We start from the raw sequence: 14,569 nt of genomic DNA on the forward strand, positions 1-14,569 counted from the left end.
AAAAACAGGCACGCTCCCGGTGGCGCTATGCGCTCCGGGCGACAGGTTCATCGCCGTCTGCGGATTGAGTAGCCCGGACAGGCGCGCAGCGCCGCCTCCGGGATTTTCCCGGTCGCTAAAGCGCGGCTGAGCTCCCTCTCCCTGCCGGGGAGAGGGTTAAGGTGAGGGGAGAGCATGAACGGCGAACAACATCAGGAAATCCTTCGTACTGAAGGGCTAAGCAAATTTTTCCCCGGCGTGAAGGCGCTGGATAACGTTAATTTCAGCCTGCGCCGGGGCGAAATCATGGCTCTGTTAGGCGAAAACGGCGCGGGTAAATCCACCCTGATTAAAGCGCTTACCGGCGTCTACCACGCCGACCGCGGGGCAATCTGGCTGGAAGGCCGGGAAATCTCGCCAAAAAATACCGCCCACGCCCAGCAGTTGGGGATCGGCACCGTCTATCAGGAAGTGAACCTGCTGCCTAACATGTCGGTGGCGGATAATCTGTTTATTGGCCGCGAGCCCCGGCGCTTTGGCCTCCTGCAGCGCAAAGAGATGGAAAAACGCGCCACCGCGCTGATGGCGTCCTACGGTTTTTCTCTCGATGTCCGTGAACCGCTGAACCGCTTTTCGGTCGCCATGCAGCAGATTGTCGCGATCTGCCGGGCAATTGACCTGTCAGCAAAAGTGTTAATTCTTGATGAACCGACCGCCAGCCTGGATACCCAGGAGGTGGAAATGCTCTTCACCCTGATGCGCCAACTGCGCGATAGCGGCGTCAGCCTGATTTTCGTCACCCACTTCCTCGACCAGGTTTACGCCGTCAGCGACCGCATCACCGTTCTGCGTAACGGCGGTTTTGTCGGCTGCCGGGAAACCCGCGAGCTGCCGCAAATTGAACTGGTGAAAATGATGCTGGGCCGCGAGCTGGAGCATAACGCCCTGCAGCGCGCGGGCCGCACCCTGCTGAGCGATAAGCCGGTGGCCGCCTTCGAAGATTTTGGCAAAAAAGGCACTATTGCACCGTTTAATCTGCAGGTCCGTCCCGGTGAAATCGTCGGTCTGGCAGGACTGTTAGGCTCAGGACGCACGGAAACCGCGGAAGTCATTTTCGGCATTAAACCCGCCGACAGCGGCAAAGCGTGGATCAAAGGCAAGCCGCAAACCCTGCGCTCGCCGCATCAGGCATCGTGCCTCGGGATCGGCTTCTGTCCGGAAGATCGTAAAACCGACGGCATAATCGCCGCCGCCTCGGTGCGGGAAAATATCGTTCTCGCGCTACAGGCGCAGCGCGGCTGGCTGCGGCCGATTAGTCGCCGCGAACAAAATGAGATTGCCGAACGTTTTATTCGTCAACTCGGTATTCGTACCCCCAGCGCTGAACAGCCGATCGAATTTCTCTCCGGCGGTAATCAGCAGAAGGTGCTGCTCTCCCGCTGGCTGCTGACGAAGCCGCAGTTCCTGATCCTCGATGAACCGACCCGCGGTATTGACGTTGGCGCCCACGCCGAAATCATCCGCCTGATCGAAACCCTGTGCGCCGATGGCCTGGCGCTGCTGGTCATCTCTTCAGAGCTGGAAGAGCTGGTGGGTTACGCCGATCGGGTGATTATCATGCGCGATCGCCAGCAGGTGGCGGAGCTGGCGCTGAGCGAGCTCTCCGTACCGGCGATCATGAACGCTATTGCGGCATAAGGAGTAACCGATGATGCCTCAATCTGTTCCGAAAAGCGGCCAGCCGAAACGGCGCTTTAACTGGCCAAAAGGGATGCCGCAAATTATTGCGCTGCTGCTGGTGCTGGTGGTTGACAGCCTGGTCGCGCCGCATTTTTATCAGGTCGTGCTCCAGGACGGGCGGCTGTTCGGCAGCCCGATAGACATTTTAAACCGCGCCGCCCCGGTGGCGCTGCTGGCGATTGGCATGACGCTGGTTATCGCCACCGGCGGGATTGACCTCTCCGTCGGGGCGGTGATGGCGATTGCCGGCGCAACGGCAGCGTCGATGACCGTGGCAGGGCACAGCCTGCCGATTGTGCTGCTGGCATCGCTGGGGGCCGGCGCGCTGGCCGGTCTGTGGAACGGGATCCTGGTGGCGGTGCTGAAGATCCAGCCGTTCGTCGCCACGCTGATCCTGATGGTCGCCGGGCGCGGAGTGGCGCAGCTGATCACCTCCGGGCAGATCGTGACCTTTGACTCACCGCATCTGGCGTGGCTGGGTAGCGGGTCGCTGCTGCTGTTCCCGACGCCGGTGATTATCGCCATCGTCACGCTGGCGCTGTTCTGGCTGTTTACCCGCAAAACCGCGCTGGGAATGTTTATCGAAGCGGTGGGGATTAACATTCGCGCGGCGAAAAACGCCGGGGTAAATACCCGCGTCGTCGTGATGTTGGCCTACGTACTCAGCGGCGTTTGCGCGGCAATCGCCGGGATTATCGTTGCGGCGGATATTCGCGGCGCGGATGCCAATAACGCCGGGCTGTGGCTGGAGCTGGACGCCATCCTGGCGGTGGTTATCGGCGGCGGCTCGCTGATGGGCGGGCGCTTTAACCTGCTGCTCTCGGTCGTCGGGGCGCTGATTATCCAGGGCATGAATACCGGGATCCTGCTGTCAGGCTTCCCGCCGGAGCTTAATCAGGTAGTCAAAGCGGTGGTGGTGCTGTGCGTACTGATCGTCCAGTCGCCGCGCTTTATCAGCATACTGAAGGGGATGCGCGGCCATGATAAAACGTAATTTACCGTTAATGATTACCCTCGCGGTCTTCGTACTGGGATACCTTTACTGCCTGACCCAGTTTCCCGGCTTTGCCTCGACGCGGGTGCTCTGCAATATCCTGACCGACAATGCCTTTCTCGGGATCATCGCCGTCGGTATGACCTTTGTGATCCTCTCCGGCGGGATCGATCTGTCGGTCGGGTCGGTGATCGCCTTTACCGGGGTCTTTCTCGCTAAAGCGATCGGTTTCTGGGGGATTTCGCCGCTGGTGGCGTTTCCGCTGGTGCTGGTGATGGGCTGCGCCTTTGGCGCGTTTATGGGCCTGCTTATTGATGCGCTGAAGATCCCGGCGTTTATCATCACCCTCGCCGGGATGTTTTTCCTGCGCGGCGTCAGCTACCTGGTCTCGGAAGAGTCGATTCCCATTAATCATCCGGTCTATGACGCCCTTTCCGGACTGGCATGGACCATCCCCGGGGGCGGGCGTCTGAGCGCGATGGGGCTGCTGATGCTGCTGGTGGTGATCGGCGGAATTTTTATGGCCCACCGCACCCGCTTTGGCAATCAGGTTTACGCCATCGGCGGCAACGCGACGTCGGCGAACCTGATGGGGATCTCCACGCGGAGCACGACGATCCGTATCTATATGCTCTCCACCGGACTGGCGACGCTGGCGGGGATCGTCTTCTCCATCTATACCCAGGCGGGCTATGCGCTGGCGGGCGTCGGCGTTGAGCTGGACGCGATTGCTTCAGTGGTTATCGGCGGCACGCTGTTAAGCGGTGGGGTAGGGACGGTGCTCGGCACGCTGTTTGGCGTAGGGATTCAGGGGCTGATTCAAACCTATATCAACTTCGATGGTACGCTCAGTTCATGGTGGACCAAGATCGCCATCGGTATTCTGCTGTTTATCTTTATTGCGCTGCAGCGCGGCCTGACGGTGCTGTGGGAGAATCGGCAGAGCTCGCCGGTCACAAGGGTGGGACACTGATTGGAGAATTTCCCCTCCCGTACGGCGGGAGGGGAAGAGGCGCGTTACGCGTCCGGGAACTCTTTAATAAAGTTCTCGACGTCTTCAACCATATGGTTGTTGCCGACGAAGAAAGAGCGGCGCTGGTGCAGGCTTTCCGGAATGATATCCAGAATACGCTCTTTACCATCGCTGGCTTTACCGCCCGCCTGTTCCGCGAGGAACGCCATCGGGTTGCATTCGTACAGCAGGCGCAGTTTACCGTCCGGGTGGCTGGCGGTGCTCGGGTAGAGATAGATGCCGCCTTTTAGCAGGTTGCGGTGGAAATCCGCCACCAGAGAGCCGATGTAGCGCGAGGTGTACGGGCGCTGGGTCTCTTTATCTTCTTCCTGGCAATGCTTGATGTACTTCTTCACACCCATCGGGAACTTGATGTAGTTACCTTCGTTAATCGAGTAGGTGTTGCCCTTTTCCGGGAAGCGCATGCGCTCCTGGCACAGGCAGAAGACGCCAAGGGACGGGTCGTAGGTAAAGGCGTGGACGCCGCAGCCGGTGGTATAAACCAGCATCGTCGAGGAGCCGTAAACCACATAGCCCGCGGCGACCTGTCGGTTGCCCGGTTGCAGGAAATCTTCTTCAGTAACGGGGGTTCCCACCGGCGTGACGCGGCGATAGATAGAGAAAATCGTTCCAACGGAGACGTTAACGTCGATGTTAGAAGATCCATCCAGCGGATCCATCAGCACCACGTATTTGGCGTGTTCACATCCTTCAAAGACGACGATTTCATCTTCTTCTTCAGAGGCGATCCCGGCAACAATATCGCGTGCTCGCAGTGCGGCTTTCAACTTTTCATTGGCAAACAGGTCGAGTTTTTGCTGCACCTCGCCCTGAACGTTTTCAGCACCGCTGGCACCCAGGATATCGACCAGACCGGCCTTGTTGATATCGCGGTGGATGATCTTGGCGCCTAACTTTATCGCCGACAACAAAGCAGTAAGCTCGCCGGTTGCGTGAGAGAACTCGTGCTGCTTTTCGACAATAAATTCACCTAACGTTTTCATAACCCGTTCCCTGCATGTTTATGTGAAGTAAAACGAACATAACAATCTTAACAAAGAATAAAAAAAGTTCGCACAGGTGAATCGCGCCAGCAAAATACGGATTCGCCTTAAATGCATTTCTTTCACCCCCAACATCCCGGTAAACTGTGCTTCAGATAAGAGAAGGAAGTGACGAATGCGCATTCATATTTTAGGAATCTGTGGCACGTTTATGGGGGGGCTGGCGATGCTGGCGCGTTCCCTCGGTCATGAGGTAACGGGGTCGGATGCGAACGTCTATCCGCCAATGAGTACCCTGCTGGAAAATCAGGGAATTGAGTTAATTCAAGGATATGATGCCAGCCAGCTGGATCCGCAGCCGGATCTGGTGATTATCGGTAACGCGATGACGCGCGGAAACCCGTGCGTGGAAGCGGTGCTGGAAAATAATATCCCTTACATGTCCGGACCGCAGTGGCTGCACGATTTCGTGCTGCGCGATCGCTGGGTGCTGGCGGTTGCCGGAACGCACGGGAAAACCACCACAGCCGGCATGGCGACCTGGATCCTCGAAGCCTGCGGCTACAAGCCGGGCTTTGTTATCGGCGGCGTTCCGGGCAACTTCGATGTTTCCGCGCGCCTTGGCGACAGCCCGTTCTTCGTGATTGAGGCCGATGAATACGACTGCGCTTTCTTCGATAAACGCTCCAAGTTTGTTCACTACTGCCCGCGCACGTTGATTCTCAATAACCTTGAGTTTGACCACGCGGACATCTTTGACGATCTGAAAGCGATCCAGAAACAGTTCCATCATCTGGTGCGCATTGTGCCGGGCAAAGGCAAGATTATCCTGCCGGAGAACGACATCAATCTGAAACAGACGATGGCGATGGGCTGCTGGAGCGAGCAGGAGCTGGTCGGCGAACAGGGCCACTGGCAGGCGAAAAAGCTCACCACAGATGCTTCCTCATGGGAAGTGTGGCTGGACGGCGAGAAAGTCGGCGAGGTGAAGTGGGCGCTGGTTGGCGAACATAATATGCATAACGGTTTGATGGCCATTGCCGCCGCCCGTCATGTCGGCGTGCAGCCTGCCGATGCGGCTAACGCGCTGGGCAGCTTTATTAACGCCCGCCGGCGTCTGGAGCTGCGCGGCGAAGCCAACGGCGTGACCGTGTACGACGATTTTGCCCACCACCCGACGGCGATTCTGGCGACCCTGCAGGCGCTACGCGGCAAGGTTGGCGGTACCGCGCGTATTCTTGCCGTGCTTGAACCTCGTTCCAACACCATGAAAATGGGTATCTGCAAAGACGACCTGGCGCCGTCCCTTGGCCGCGCGGACGAAGTCTTCCTGCTGCAGCCGCAGCATATTCCGTGGCAGGTCGCTGAAGTGGCTGACGCCTGCGTTCAGCCCGCGCACTGGAGCGCCGATGTCGATGCGCTGGTGGAGATGATTGTTAAAACTGCCCATCCGGGCGACCACATTCTGGTGATGAGCAACGGCGGATTTGGCGGCATTCATCAGAAGCTGCTCGATAAGCTGGCGAAAAAAGCCGAGGCGGCCGAGTAGGCTATGCTCCTCGTTTATCCGCCCTCCGCGCGAGGGCGGAGGGTTTTTGTGACCAGGATGGTTCATGTTGATTTCACAAAGAGTGACCTCTACCGATTCCGCGCATTTTCCCGCGCTTGACGCGCTGTACGGCAGGGCCTTCCCGTGGCATGAACAGCGTGAAGCCGAGGCTAAACAGCAGGCGCTTGATAATCCGCATTATGAACTGGAAGCCTGGTTCGATGATGGCCTGTTTATTGGCCTGAGCGGCTGCTGGCGGTTTACCGACTATGTCTATATTGAGCATCTGGCCGTTGACGACAGGTTACGATCGCGCGGCTACGGCAAGCGGTTGTTAGCTGAAATACTTCAGCGCGCGCCGCTGACCATTCTGGAAATCGATCCGCTGACCAGCGAGATCGCCCATAAGCGCCTGCGCTTTTATGACACCATGGGTTTTTGCGCGAATCCCTGGGCCCATCGCCACCCGAGCTATCATCAGGGGATCGCCGATCATGAATTGATCGTGTTGAGCTACCCGCAGCCGATTAATGAAGCGCAGTACCAGCGCTTTGCGCAGGATTTGCGTTTGGTGGTCATGGATCGGGCTGGTGCGGTCAAGGTTTTGTAGCCCGGATAAGGCGCTTCAAGCGCCGCCTGCGGGAAAGTATATCCAACGTGGCCTCTGAACCATTCCCCGGTGGCGGCTGACGCCTTACCGGGGCTACGAGTTACTGCCGTTTGCGGTTCGGTAGCCCGGACAGGTGCGCGGCAACGCCTGCGGGAAACAGCGCTACTCCTTCGCGATAGGCGTTTCGTTTTCCGCGACTTTGGTATCGCCCTGAATGGCCGCGATTTTCTTCTCCACGTCGGCAACCTGCTCGCTGCTGTGCAGCAGCGTATAGGTCAGATCAAACTGGGTGCTTGCCCCAGGCTGAAGCTGCTTAACGCGTTTTTGCTCGCGCTCAATGGTCACCGGATAGGCGTAGCTGGTGCCCGGCTCAATACCGGTTACGTAGCCCTGTTTCTCGGTATCGGTGTTTTTCCACAGCGTCAGCACCGGCAACTGGCGGGTATCAAACTGAATCGATGCCCCTTTATCGCCGGCTTTGTTGACCACGGCGGCCAGGGTTTGATGATTTTCATCCGCCAGCGGCTGCATATTAAACACCATTTCATCGAAACCTTTGGTTGGACCGGCGTAGGTTTGCCAGGTTTTTAAGCCGGCCTTGGCGTAGTCATTGAACGGGCTGATGCTTGAAATCGGCGCCAGGAAGCGGGCCCCCTCTTCGAGGATCGGCTTGCCAAAGTTGCTGTGATAGATAATTTGATAGTCATGCGGATAGTCGGCATGGTTGGTTAAGACATCGTGCAGGCTGAAGCTGTTGCTGCCGGGTACATAGCGCAGCTCGGTCATGGTCTGCAGATCCGCTTTCTTAAACGTGCTCTCCTTCACCAGTCCGCGAACGCGAATTTCATACGGCGCGGCGTCCGCGACTTCCACTTCCACCTGTGAGGCCGGCGTGTTGCCAACTTTGCCGTGCAGAGTATAAATCTGACCGTCTGCGGTTACCGGGTGGCCGGTCCATTCATAGCCGCAGCGCACCATCATCTCATTGAACCCTTCCAGCCAGCCCAGCCCGTTACGGCTTTCGAGGTTTATGAATGCCGGGTTGACTACCTCTTTAACCGGCGAGTCCCAGCCCATTCGCGAACCAAACCCTTCGATTTTCAGCAGGTTCATGCCGCGGGTCGGGCTCAGGGTAATTGTCAGGCCGTCTTTGCTGTGGATGACGAGGATTTTGCTGCCTTCTTGTTTACCGCCGTGAAGGACTTTTTGCTCAATGCTGAAATTATGATCTTTAATCTTCAGCTGATCGCTGGTTATCTGCCAGTTTCCTTTATCCATGCCGCTTTCAGCGCTTGTCAGCACCCACGTTTTTGCTACTACTGGCCCAGAAACAAGCATAGCGATTACGGTTAAAGCTAATGTTTTTTTCATTTTTTATTCCTTTTGCTGAATCGATTGTGTCGCTGATGGAGGGAATTTAGTTGCAAGTGGATTATGAAAATGTGAAGTGTCTCACCTGGTGAGAAAATGGCCGTTTTTATATTTTTAAATGAGATTTAAATCGCGTTTTTTAGGCAATTATAAAAATGTTTGCTAAAAATATGTGATTTAAAGCGAAATAAGCTTTAACGATTCAGCTATTGTTGGCCACGGATATGATGACGTCTGTGGAACCGATAAGGCCGCCGGGTTTTAATTACCTATGCGGCCCTGGTTGACTCTGCTTTACCGTTTAAGAAAAACGCAGCGGGGAGGCGATTAAGCGCCGTAGAATGCCTGGGTATAGAGCCCTTTGACATCCTGAACGGACGGATAGTTAGGGTTAGTTAAGGTGCAGGGATCGTCGACGGCATGGCGGCTCATTCTGTCGAGAACATTCATAAAGGTCACTTCATTGATTTCAACTTCATCGCACTGGCTTAGCGTTTTCGGCACGCCCAGACGTTGATTCAGCGCGTTGATCGCATCACTCAGGTTATTGATGCCTAAAGCCGCTTCCAGCTGGCGATATTTTTTGGTGAACTTCGCGTTATATCGAATGATATAAGGCAACATAATCGCGTTCGCCAGCCCGTGGGTAATACCAAACTCGCCGCCAATTTTATGCGCCATCGCGTGGACTAATCCCAGCGAAGCATTAGTGAAGGCGATTCCCGCCAGCGCAGAGGCGTTGTGCATATGCATGCGGGCGTTTATATCATCAGGCGAGCGCCAGGCGGTTTCCAGATACTTAAACACCAGCCGAATCGCTTCTACCGCATAGGGATCGGTAAACGAGTTGGCCGCGGTGGACACATAGGCTTCAATCGCGTGGGTCAGAACGTCCATACCGGTGTGAACGGTGACGTGCGGCGGCATTTTTGCCGGAATTGTGGGGTCGAGAATAGCAATATCCGGCACCAGATCGGCGGCAACAATCGGGTGCTTAATATGATTTGCCGTATCGGTGATCACCGAGAACGCGGTGATTTCAGAGGCGCTGCCGCTGGTGGAAGGAATCGCTACAAACCGGGCTTTATTGCGCAGCGCTGGCATGGAGCCGACCGGGAGAATATCTTCGAACTTCAGCTGCGGATGCTCGTAAAAACACCACATGACTTTGGCGGCATCAAGCGCGGAGCCGCCGCCAATCGCCACTATCCAGTCTGGTTCAAAGGCCTGCATCTCTTTTGCGCCGCGCCAGACGGTTGTAATGGATGGGTTGGGTTCGACATTATCGATAATAATGCATTCCATCCCCGCTTTATTAAGTTCACTAACGGCTTTATCCAGAAAGCCAAAACGCTTCATTGAACTTCCGCCGGTGACTAATGCGGCTTTTTTACCGCTCAGCGTGGAAAGATGTTCTAAAGCGTTTTCGCCGTAAATAATACTACGAGGAATTGAGAAGGCCTGGGTCATAGGAAACTCCATTTAATATTAAGGATTTTTTTAGTGTGCATTCGTCATTTTCGATTCAGCGACACGTGCAGAGTAAAAAAATCGAATTAATGCTCCAGATATTGCCGGAGCAATATCTGGAGGGAGCTTTTTCTTTTATCCGCCATATTTCCAGGAGGGAGGTGATGGCGGCAACTCGAATTAACTGGAGAATAAGCGGCGATTAAATCGTACCGTCCCAGGAGTCGACTTTTTCGCGTTTCGCTTCCTCTTCATCAAACCAGCGCGAGGTCACGCATTTTGATTCGGTGTAGAAACGTACGCCGTCTTTGCCCAGGCAGTGCAGGTCGCCGAAGAAGGACTGCTTATGGCCAGAGAACGGGAATACGCCGACCGGCACCGGGATACCGACGTTGATACCGACCATACCGCCGTGGGTGCGTTTCTGGAATTCACGGGCGTAGTAGCCGCTTTGGGTGAAAATAACCGAGCCGTTGGCAAACGGGTTATTGTTCATTAATTGCAGACCTTCTTCGAAGGTTTTCACCCGCTTAAAGCACAGCACCGGCCCGAAAATTTCCTGCGTGCCGACGCTCATCTCTTCGGTTACGCGATCCAGTATGGTCGGCCCGACGTAGAAGCCGTTTTCCTGGCCCGGCACCTTAATATCGCGACCATCGAGCACCAGCTTCGCCCCTTCCTCAATGCCTTTATTAATCCAGCCGATCACCGACCGTTTATGGTCTTTAGAAATCACCGGACCCATATCGGTATCGCGCAGATAGCCGGGGCCGATTTTCAGCTGTTTGGCTTTTTCGACGACGGCGGCAATCAGCTTATCGGCGATCTCTTCCTGCACCACGACGACCGGCAGCGCCATGCAGCGTTCGCCCGCGCAGCCAAACGCGGCGTTGATAATCCCCGCTGCGGTGCGGTTAATCGGCGCATCGGCCAGCACCAGGGCATGGTTTTTCGCTTCGCACAGCGCCTGAACGCGTTTGCCATGAGCGGCGGCTTTGGAGTAAACGTGCAGGCCCACGGAGGTGGAGCCGACGAAGGAGACGCCGTTGACGTCCGGATGGGTTAGCAATATATCGGCTTCGTTACGTGAGCAGGTCACCACGTTGATAACCCCATCCGGCACGCCTGCTTCCTGATAGAGCTTGGTGATTTCCATACAGGTCATCGGCGTCATACTGGCCGCTTTTATCACCATGGTATTACCGGAAGCGACGCATAATGGCGCCATCCATCCCATCGGGATCATCGCCGGGAAGTTAAACGGCACAATACCGGCGAACACGCCAATTGGCTCACGGTAAAGGTTGGTGTCGATCCCGGCAGAGGCGTCCATCAGGTTTTCGCCGGCCATGAGAGTGGGAATCGAGCAGGCAAGCTCGGTGCCTTCTTTCGCTTTTAAAACATCGCCCTGGGCATCGCCCCAGGCTTTACCGTTTTCTTTTGCCACCAGCTCGGTTAAACGGTCCTGATGCTGGATTAATAATTCGCGAACGCGGAACATAATTTGCGAGCGTTTAATGGCTGGCGTATCTGACCACGCCGGAAAGGCTTTGCGCGCCGCGGCAACGGCATCCAGCACTTCTTGCTCGGTGCAGCAGGGGGCCTGAGCCATCACTTCCCCGGTACTTGGGTTATAGACGTCCATATAGTGTTCGGTCTGCGATACGCGCCATTGACCATCAACGAAATATTTCAGCCTTGGTACAGTAGTCATATTTTTCTCCATGATGATAGCTGTCGACTCTCTAAAAATCTGGCTCTGACCGGCGGCGAACGGCTTAGCGCCGGGTCAGCCACTTTCGTGAATAGTGAATCCCTGATGATTACCGGGCGATTCACCTGCGGCGGCGCGGAAGATTTGGTCGACTTTCTCCTGAAGAAAGCCTGCAGACGCTTGGTTTTAATTAACAGAACTGACTGGCCAAAATACGCGCTCGCACCGTTTCGTTTCTCACGACTTAATGAAATTAATTTTTCATTATAATGATGTATGAAATAACAAAACCGTTTTGAGAGATGGATCAAAGATAAGCAAACTGCTGATAAAGTCAGCGTTATAAAGGCGGGTTTTGTTATTTAAGTTAATGAGATTAATGCATTGGGATTTGTCTGGCAGCGTTAGAGGAAAGGTGGAATGACCAGCCAGGCAGGAATGGAACGGCTTTTTTGTGAAATAAAAGTTAAATATAAACGCCAAATGGAATTAAAATGAAAAATTACAACCGATTTAAAGCCATGACAACGGCGACGGGCTATCGACCATGTGATTTGTAAGAGGAGGTGGGGGGGTCGCCCGGATTGGGCACGGGCCGTAATCCGGGGGAGTCGTTCAGAATTAGCCTTCGCTTTCGGCCAGTTCTCGCAGATACTGGAAGATAAGACGCGCGGACTTCGGCGGCTTGTTGCCTTCTTTCTCTTTTTTGGCGTTGCGGATAAGCGAACGCAGCTGCTGACGATCGGCGTCAGGCCACAGGTTCAGCACTTCAGCCACGGCATCATCACCATTATCAATCAGACGATCGCGGATCTGCTCAAGCTTATGGAACAGCGCAACCTGCTGGTTGTGGCGGTTCTTCAGCTTGTCCAGCGCCTGACGAATCGGCTCGACGTCGCGGCTACGCAGCATTTTACCAATCAGCTGCATCTGGCGGCGGCGGCCTTCTTTCTTGATACGCTGGGCGAGTTCAATCGCGTCGCGCAGGTCGGTATCCAGCGGGATTTTATCGAGCGCGTTTTTACCCAGCTCGACCATTTCCGCGCCAAGACGCTTCAGTTCTTCGGCGTCGCGCTTTATTTCACTTTTACTGACCCAGATAATTTCATCGTCTTCATCTTCGACGTCATCACCAGGGACGTCGTCGAGCCAGTCTTCGGGCTGCTTTGTCATCTCAGGCTCCTTAAAAAAGAGACTAATGTTACCAGTTAAGGCGCGCACTGAAAAACGGTTCTCTGTTAGACTTCAGTTAACTCCTTCTTACATTATGGCATTAGCGATGAAAGTCATCTCTCAAGTTGCACAACAGCGTAAGACGCTGGAAGAGGCCGTGACCACGGCGCTGGAACTGGCGGCAGGCAAATCCGACGGCGCGGAAGTCTCCGTCAGCAAAACTACCGGTATCGGCGTTAGTACCCGCTACGGCGAAGTGGAGAACGTAGAATTCAATAGCGATGGCGCCCTGGGCATCACCGTTTATCACCAAAACCGTAAAGGCAGCGCATCTTCGACCGATCTTAGCCCGCAGGCTATCGCCCGCACGGTGCAGGCGGCGCTGGATATTGCCCGCTACACCTCGCCGGACCCGTGCGCGGGCGTGGCGGATAAAGAGCTGCTGGCCTTTGAGGCCCCGGATCTTGACCTGTTCCATCCGGCGGAAGTGTCGCCGGACGAAGCCATTGAGCTGGCCTCCCGCGCTGAACAGGCGGCGCTGAAAGCCGATAAGCGCATCAGCAATACTGAAGGCGGCAGCTTTAACAGCCACTACGGCATTAAAGTCTTCGGCAACAGCCACGGTATGCTGCAGAGCTACTGTTCGACCCGCCATTCGCTCTCCAGCTGCGTGATTGCCGAAGAGAATGGCGATATGGAGCGCGATTACGCTTACACCATCGGGCGGGCGATAGACGATCTGCAATCGCCGGAGTGGGTTGGCGAGGAGTGCGCCCGCCGTACCCTGTCGCGCCTGGCCCCGCGTAAGCTATCGACGATGAAAGCGCCGGTGATTTTCGCCAACGAAGTCGCTACCGGTCTGTTCGGGCATCTGGTCGGAGCGATCGCCGGCGGGTCGGTTTATCGTAAATCCACCTTCCTGCTTGATGCGCTGGGTAGCCAGATCCTGCCGGAGTGGCTGACCATTGAAGAGCATCCGCACCTGCTGAAAGGACTGGCTTCCACCCCGTTTGATAGCGAAGGCGTCCGTACGGAACGCCGCGATATCATTAAAGACGGCGTGCTGACCCAATGGCTGCTGACCAATTACTCGGCGCGCAAGCTGGGGCTGAAGAGCACCGGCCACGCGGGCGGTATTCACAACTGGCGGATCAACGGCCGCGGCCTCAGTTTTGCAAAGTTGCTTAAAGAGATGGGAACCGGTCTTGTCGTAACGGAACTGATGGGGCAGGGTGTAAGCGGCGTCACCGGCGACTACTCACGCGGCGCATCCGGCTTCTGGGTAGAGAATGGCGAAATTCAGTATCCGGTCAGTGAGATAACCATTGCAGGAAATCTGAAAGATATGTGGCGTAATATCGTGACCATCGGCGACGATATCGAAACGCGCAGCAACATTCAGTGCGGTTCCGTGCTGCTGCCGGAGATGAAAATCGCCGGGCAATAAAACCTGTGTGCTAAATAATAAAAAAGGAAGTGAGCAATGCGTAAAAAACTGTTAGCGATGCTGGCCGTATCGGCTTTTGCGCTCGGTTCGGCATCGGCCTTCGCCGATCTGGGCGAAGACATGGATACCCTTGCCGAGAACCTGCAAGTGGTGCAGAAAACCTCCGACGCCGGCGAGCTGAAAGCGGCGCTGAATAAGATGCGTACGGCGGCGGTGGATGCCCAGAAAGAGACGCCGCCGAAGCTGGAAGGTAAAGCGGCGGACAGCGCGGAAATGAAAGACTATCGTCACGGTTTTGATGTGCTGATCGGCCAGATCGACGGCGCGCTGAAGCTGGCCGATGAAGGTAAAGTTAAAGAGGCCCAGGCCGCCGCGGAAGAGTTTAAAACCACCCGCAACGCCTATCACAAGAAGTATCGTTAATCGTTTTTAGATTTTAGGTATTTCTGCCGGGCGGCGGCTGACGCCTCGCCCGGCATGGCAAACTGAAAAATACTCCCAAACCC

At 55.6% G+C, this 14,569-nt stretch carries 12 protein-coding genes; 7 read left to right on the plus strand and 5 right to left on the minus strand.

Going from position 1 to position 14,569, the window contains the following annotated elements; all coding sequences use genetic code 11:
- Positions 1 to 174 precede the first annotated feature (174 nt).
- Genes ytfR through yjfF form a run of 3 tightly spaced genes read left to right on the plus strand, consistent with a single transcriptional unit; the run spans position 175 to position 3,686 of the window.
- On the plus strand, positions 175 to 1,677 hold the full coding sequence (ytfR, locus tag CMQ96_RS17060) for a galactofuranose ABC transporter, ATP-binding protein YtfR (RefSeq protein ID WP_004871040.1): 1,503 nt from the start codon (positions 175 to 177) through the stop codon (positions 1,675 to 1,677).
- Between the two features lie 10 nt (positions 1,678 to 1,687).
- Positions 1,688 to 2,713 (plus strand): galactofuranose ABC transporter, ATP-binding protein YtfT, encoded by a 1,026-nt coding sequence (gene ytfT, locus CMQ96_RS17065; protein ID WP_049089953.1) that lies wholly within the window; start codon positions 1,688 to 1,690, stop codon positions 2,711 to 2,713.
- Positions 2,700 to 3,686 carry a galactofuranose ABC transporter, permease protein YjfF gene (gene yjfF / locus CMQ96_RS17070; protein WP_098067045.1) on the plus strand — a complete coding sequence of 329 codons (987 nt, stop codon included), beginning with the start codon at positions 2,700 to 2,702 and terminating at the stop codon, positions 3,684 to 3,686. The genes ytfT and yjfF overlap by 14 nt, the downstream gene beginning before the upstream one ends.
- A gap of 44 nt (positions 3,687 to 3,730) precedes the next feature.
- Here yjfF and fbp read toward each other — a convergent pair whose 3' ends face one another.
- Positions 3,731 to 4,729, minus strand: a complete 999-nt coding sequence (fbp, locus tag CMQ96_RS17075) for a class 1 fructose-bisphosphatase (RefSeq protein ID WP_004098053.1) — start codon at positions 4,727 to 4,729, stop codon at positions 3,731 to 3,733.
- Positions 4,730 to 4,904: 175 nt separating this feature from the next.
- On the opposite strand from fbp, the gene mpl reads away from it, so the two are divergent.
- Both mpl and CMQ96_RS17085 read left to right on the plus strand, forming a co-directional pair.
- Positions 4,905 to 6,278: a UDP-N-acetylmuramate:L-alanyl-gamma-D-glutamyl-meso-diaminopimelate ligase gene (gene mpl, locus CMQ96_RS17080; protein WP_004871032.1), complete on the plus strand. Its 1,374-nt coding sequence runs from the start codon at positions 4,905 to 4,907 to the stop codon at positions 6,276 to 6,278.
- Positions 6,279 to 6,342: 64 nt separating this feature from the next.
- Entirely contained in the window at positions 6,343 to 6,888 is a 546-nt protein-coding gene (locus CMQ96_RS17085; RefSeq protein WP_004871030.1) for a GNAT family N-acetyltransferase, read from the plus strand.
- 162 nt (positions 6,889 to 7,050) lie between these two features.
- Here CMQ96_RS17085 and CMQ96_RS17090 read toward each other — a convergent pair whose 3' ends face one another.
- From CMQ96_RS17090 to yjgA, 4 genes are all read right to left on the minus strand, one after another.
- Positions 7,051 to 8,259 carry an aldose 1-epimerase family protein gene (locus CMQ96_RS17090; protein ID WP_024360280.1) on the minus strand — a complete coding sequence of 403 codons (1,209 nt, stop codon included), beginning with the start codon at positions 8,257 to 8,259 and terminating at the stop codon, positions 7,051 to 7,053.
- 327 nt (positions 8,260 to 8,586) lie between these two features.
- Positions 8,587 to 9,729 carry an iron-containing alcohol dehydrogenase gene (locus CMQ96_RS17095; protein ID WP_098067046.1) on the minus strand — a complete coding sequence of 381 codons (1,143 nt, stop codon included), beginning with the start codon at positions 9,727 to 9,729 and terminating at the stop codon, positions 8,587 to 8,589.
- A 202-nt stretch (positions 9,730 to 9,931) separates the two neighbouring features.
- Positions 9,932 to 11,443 carry a CoA-acylating methylmalonate-semialdehyde dehydrogenase gene (locus CMQ96_RS17100; protein ID WP_064411407.1) on the minus strand — a complete coding sequence of 504 codons (1,512 nt, stop codon included), beginning with the start codon at positions 11,441 to 11,443 and terminating at the stop codon, positions 9,932 to 9,934.
- Between the two features lie 621 nt (positions 11,444 to 12,064).
- A complete protein-coding gene (gene yjgA, locus CMQ96_RS17105; RefSeq protein ID WP_004098062.1) occupies positions 12,065 to 12,616 on the minus strand; it encodes a ribosome biogenesis factor YjgA in 552 nt (183 codons plus the stop codon).
- A gap of 94 nt (positions 12,617 to 12,710) precedes the next feature.
- On the opposite strand from yjgA, the gene pmbA reads away from it, so the two are divergent.
- Positions 12,711 to 14,063: a metalloprotease PmbA gene (gene pmbA, locus CMQ96_RS17110; RefSeq protein WP_004128199.1), complete on the plus strand. Its 1,353-nt coding sequence runs from the start codon at positions 12,711 to 12,713 to the stop codon at positions 14,061 to 14,063.
- Positions 14,064 to 14,099: 36 nt separating this feature from the next.
- A complete protein-coding gene (gene cybC, locus CMQ96_RS17115; RefSeq protein WP_004128201.1) occupies positions 14,100 to 14,486 on the plus strand; it encodes a cytochrome b562 in 387 nt (128 codons plus the stop codon).
- Positions 14,487 to 14,569: the final 83 nt, after the last annotated feature.

This window comes from Klebsiella sp. MBT K-1 (assembly GCF_002556465.1).
GTDB lineage: Bacteria > Pseudomonadota > Gammaproteobacteria > Enterobacterales > Enterobacteriaceae > Klebsiella > Klebsiella grimontii.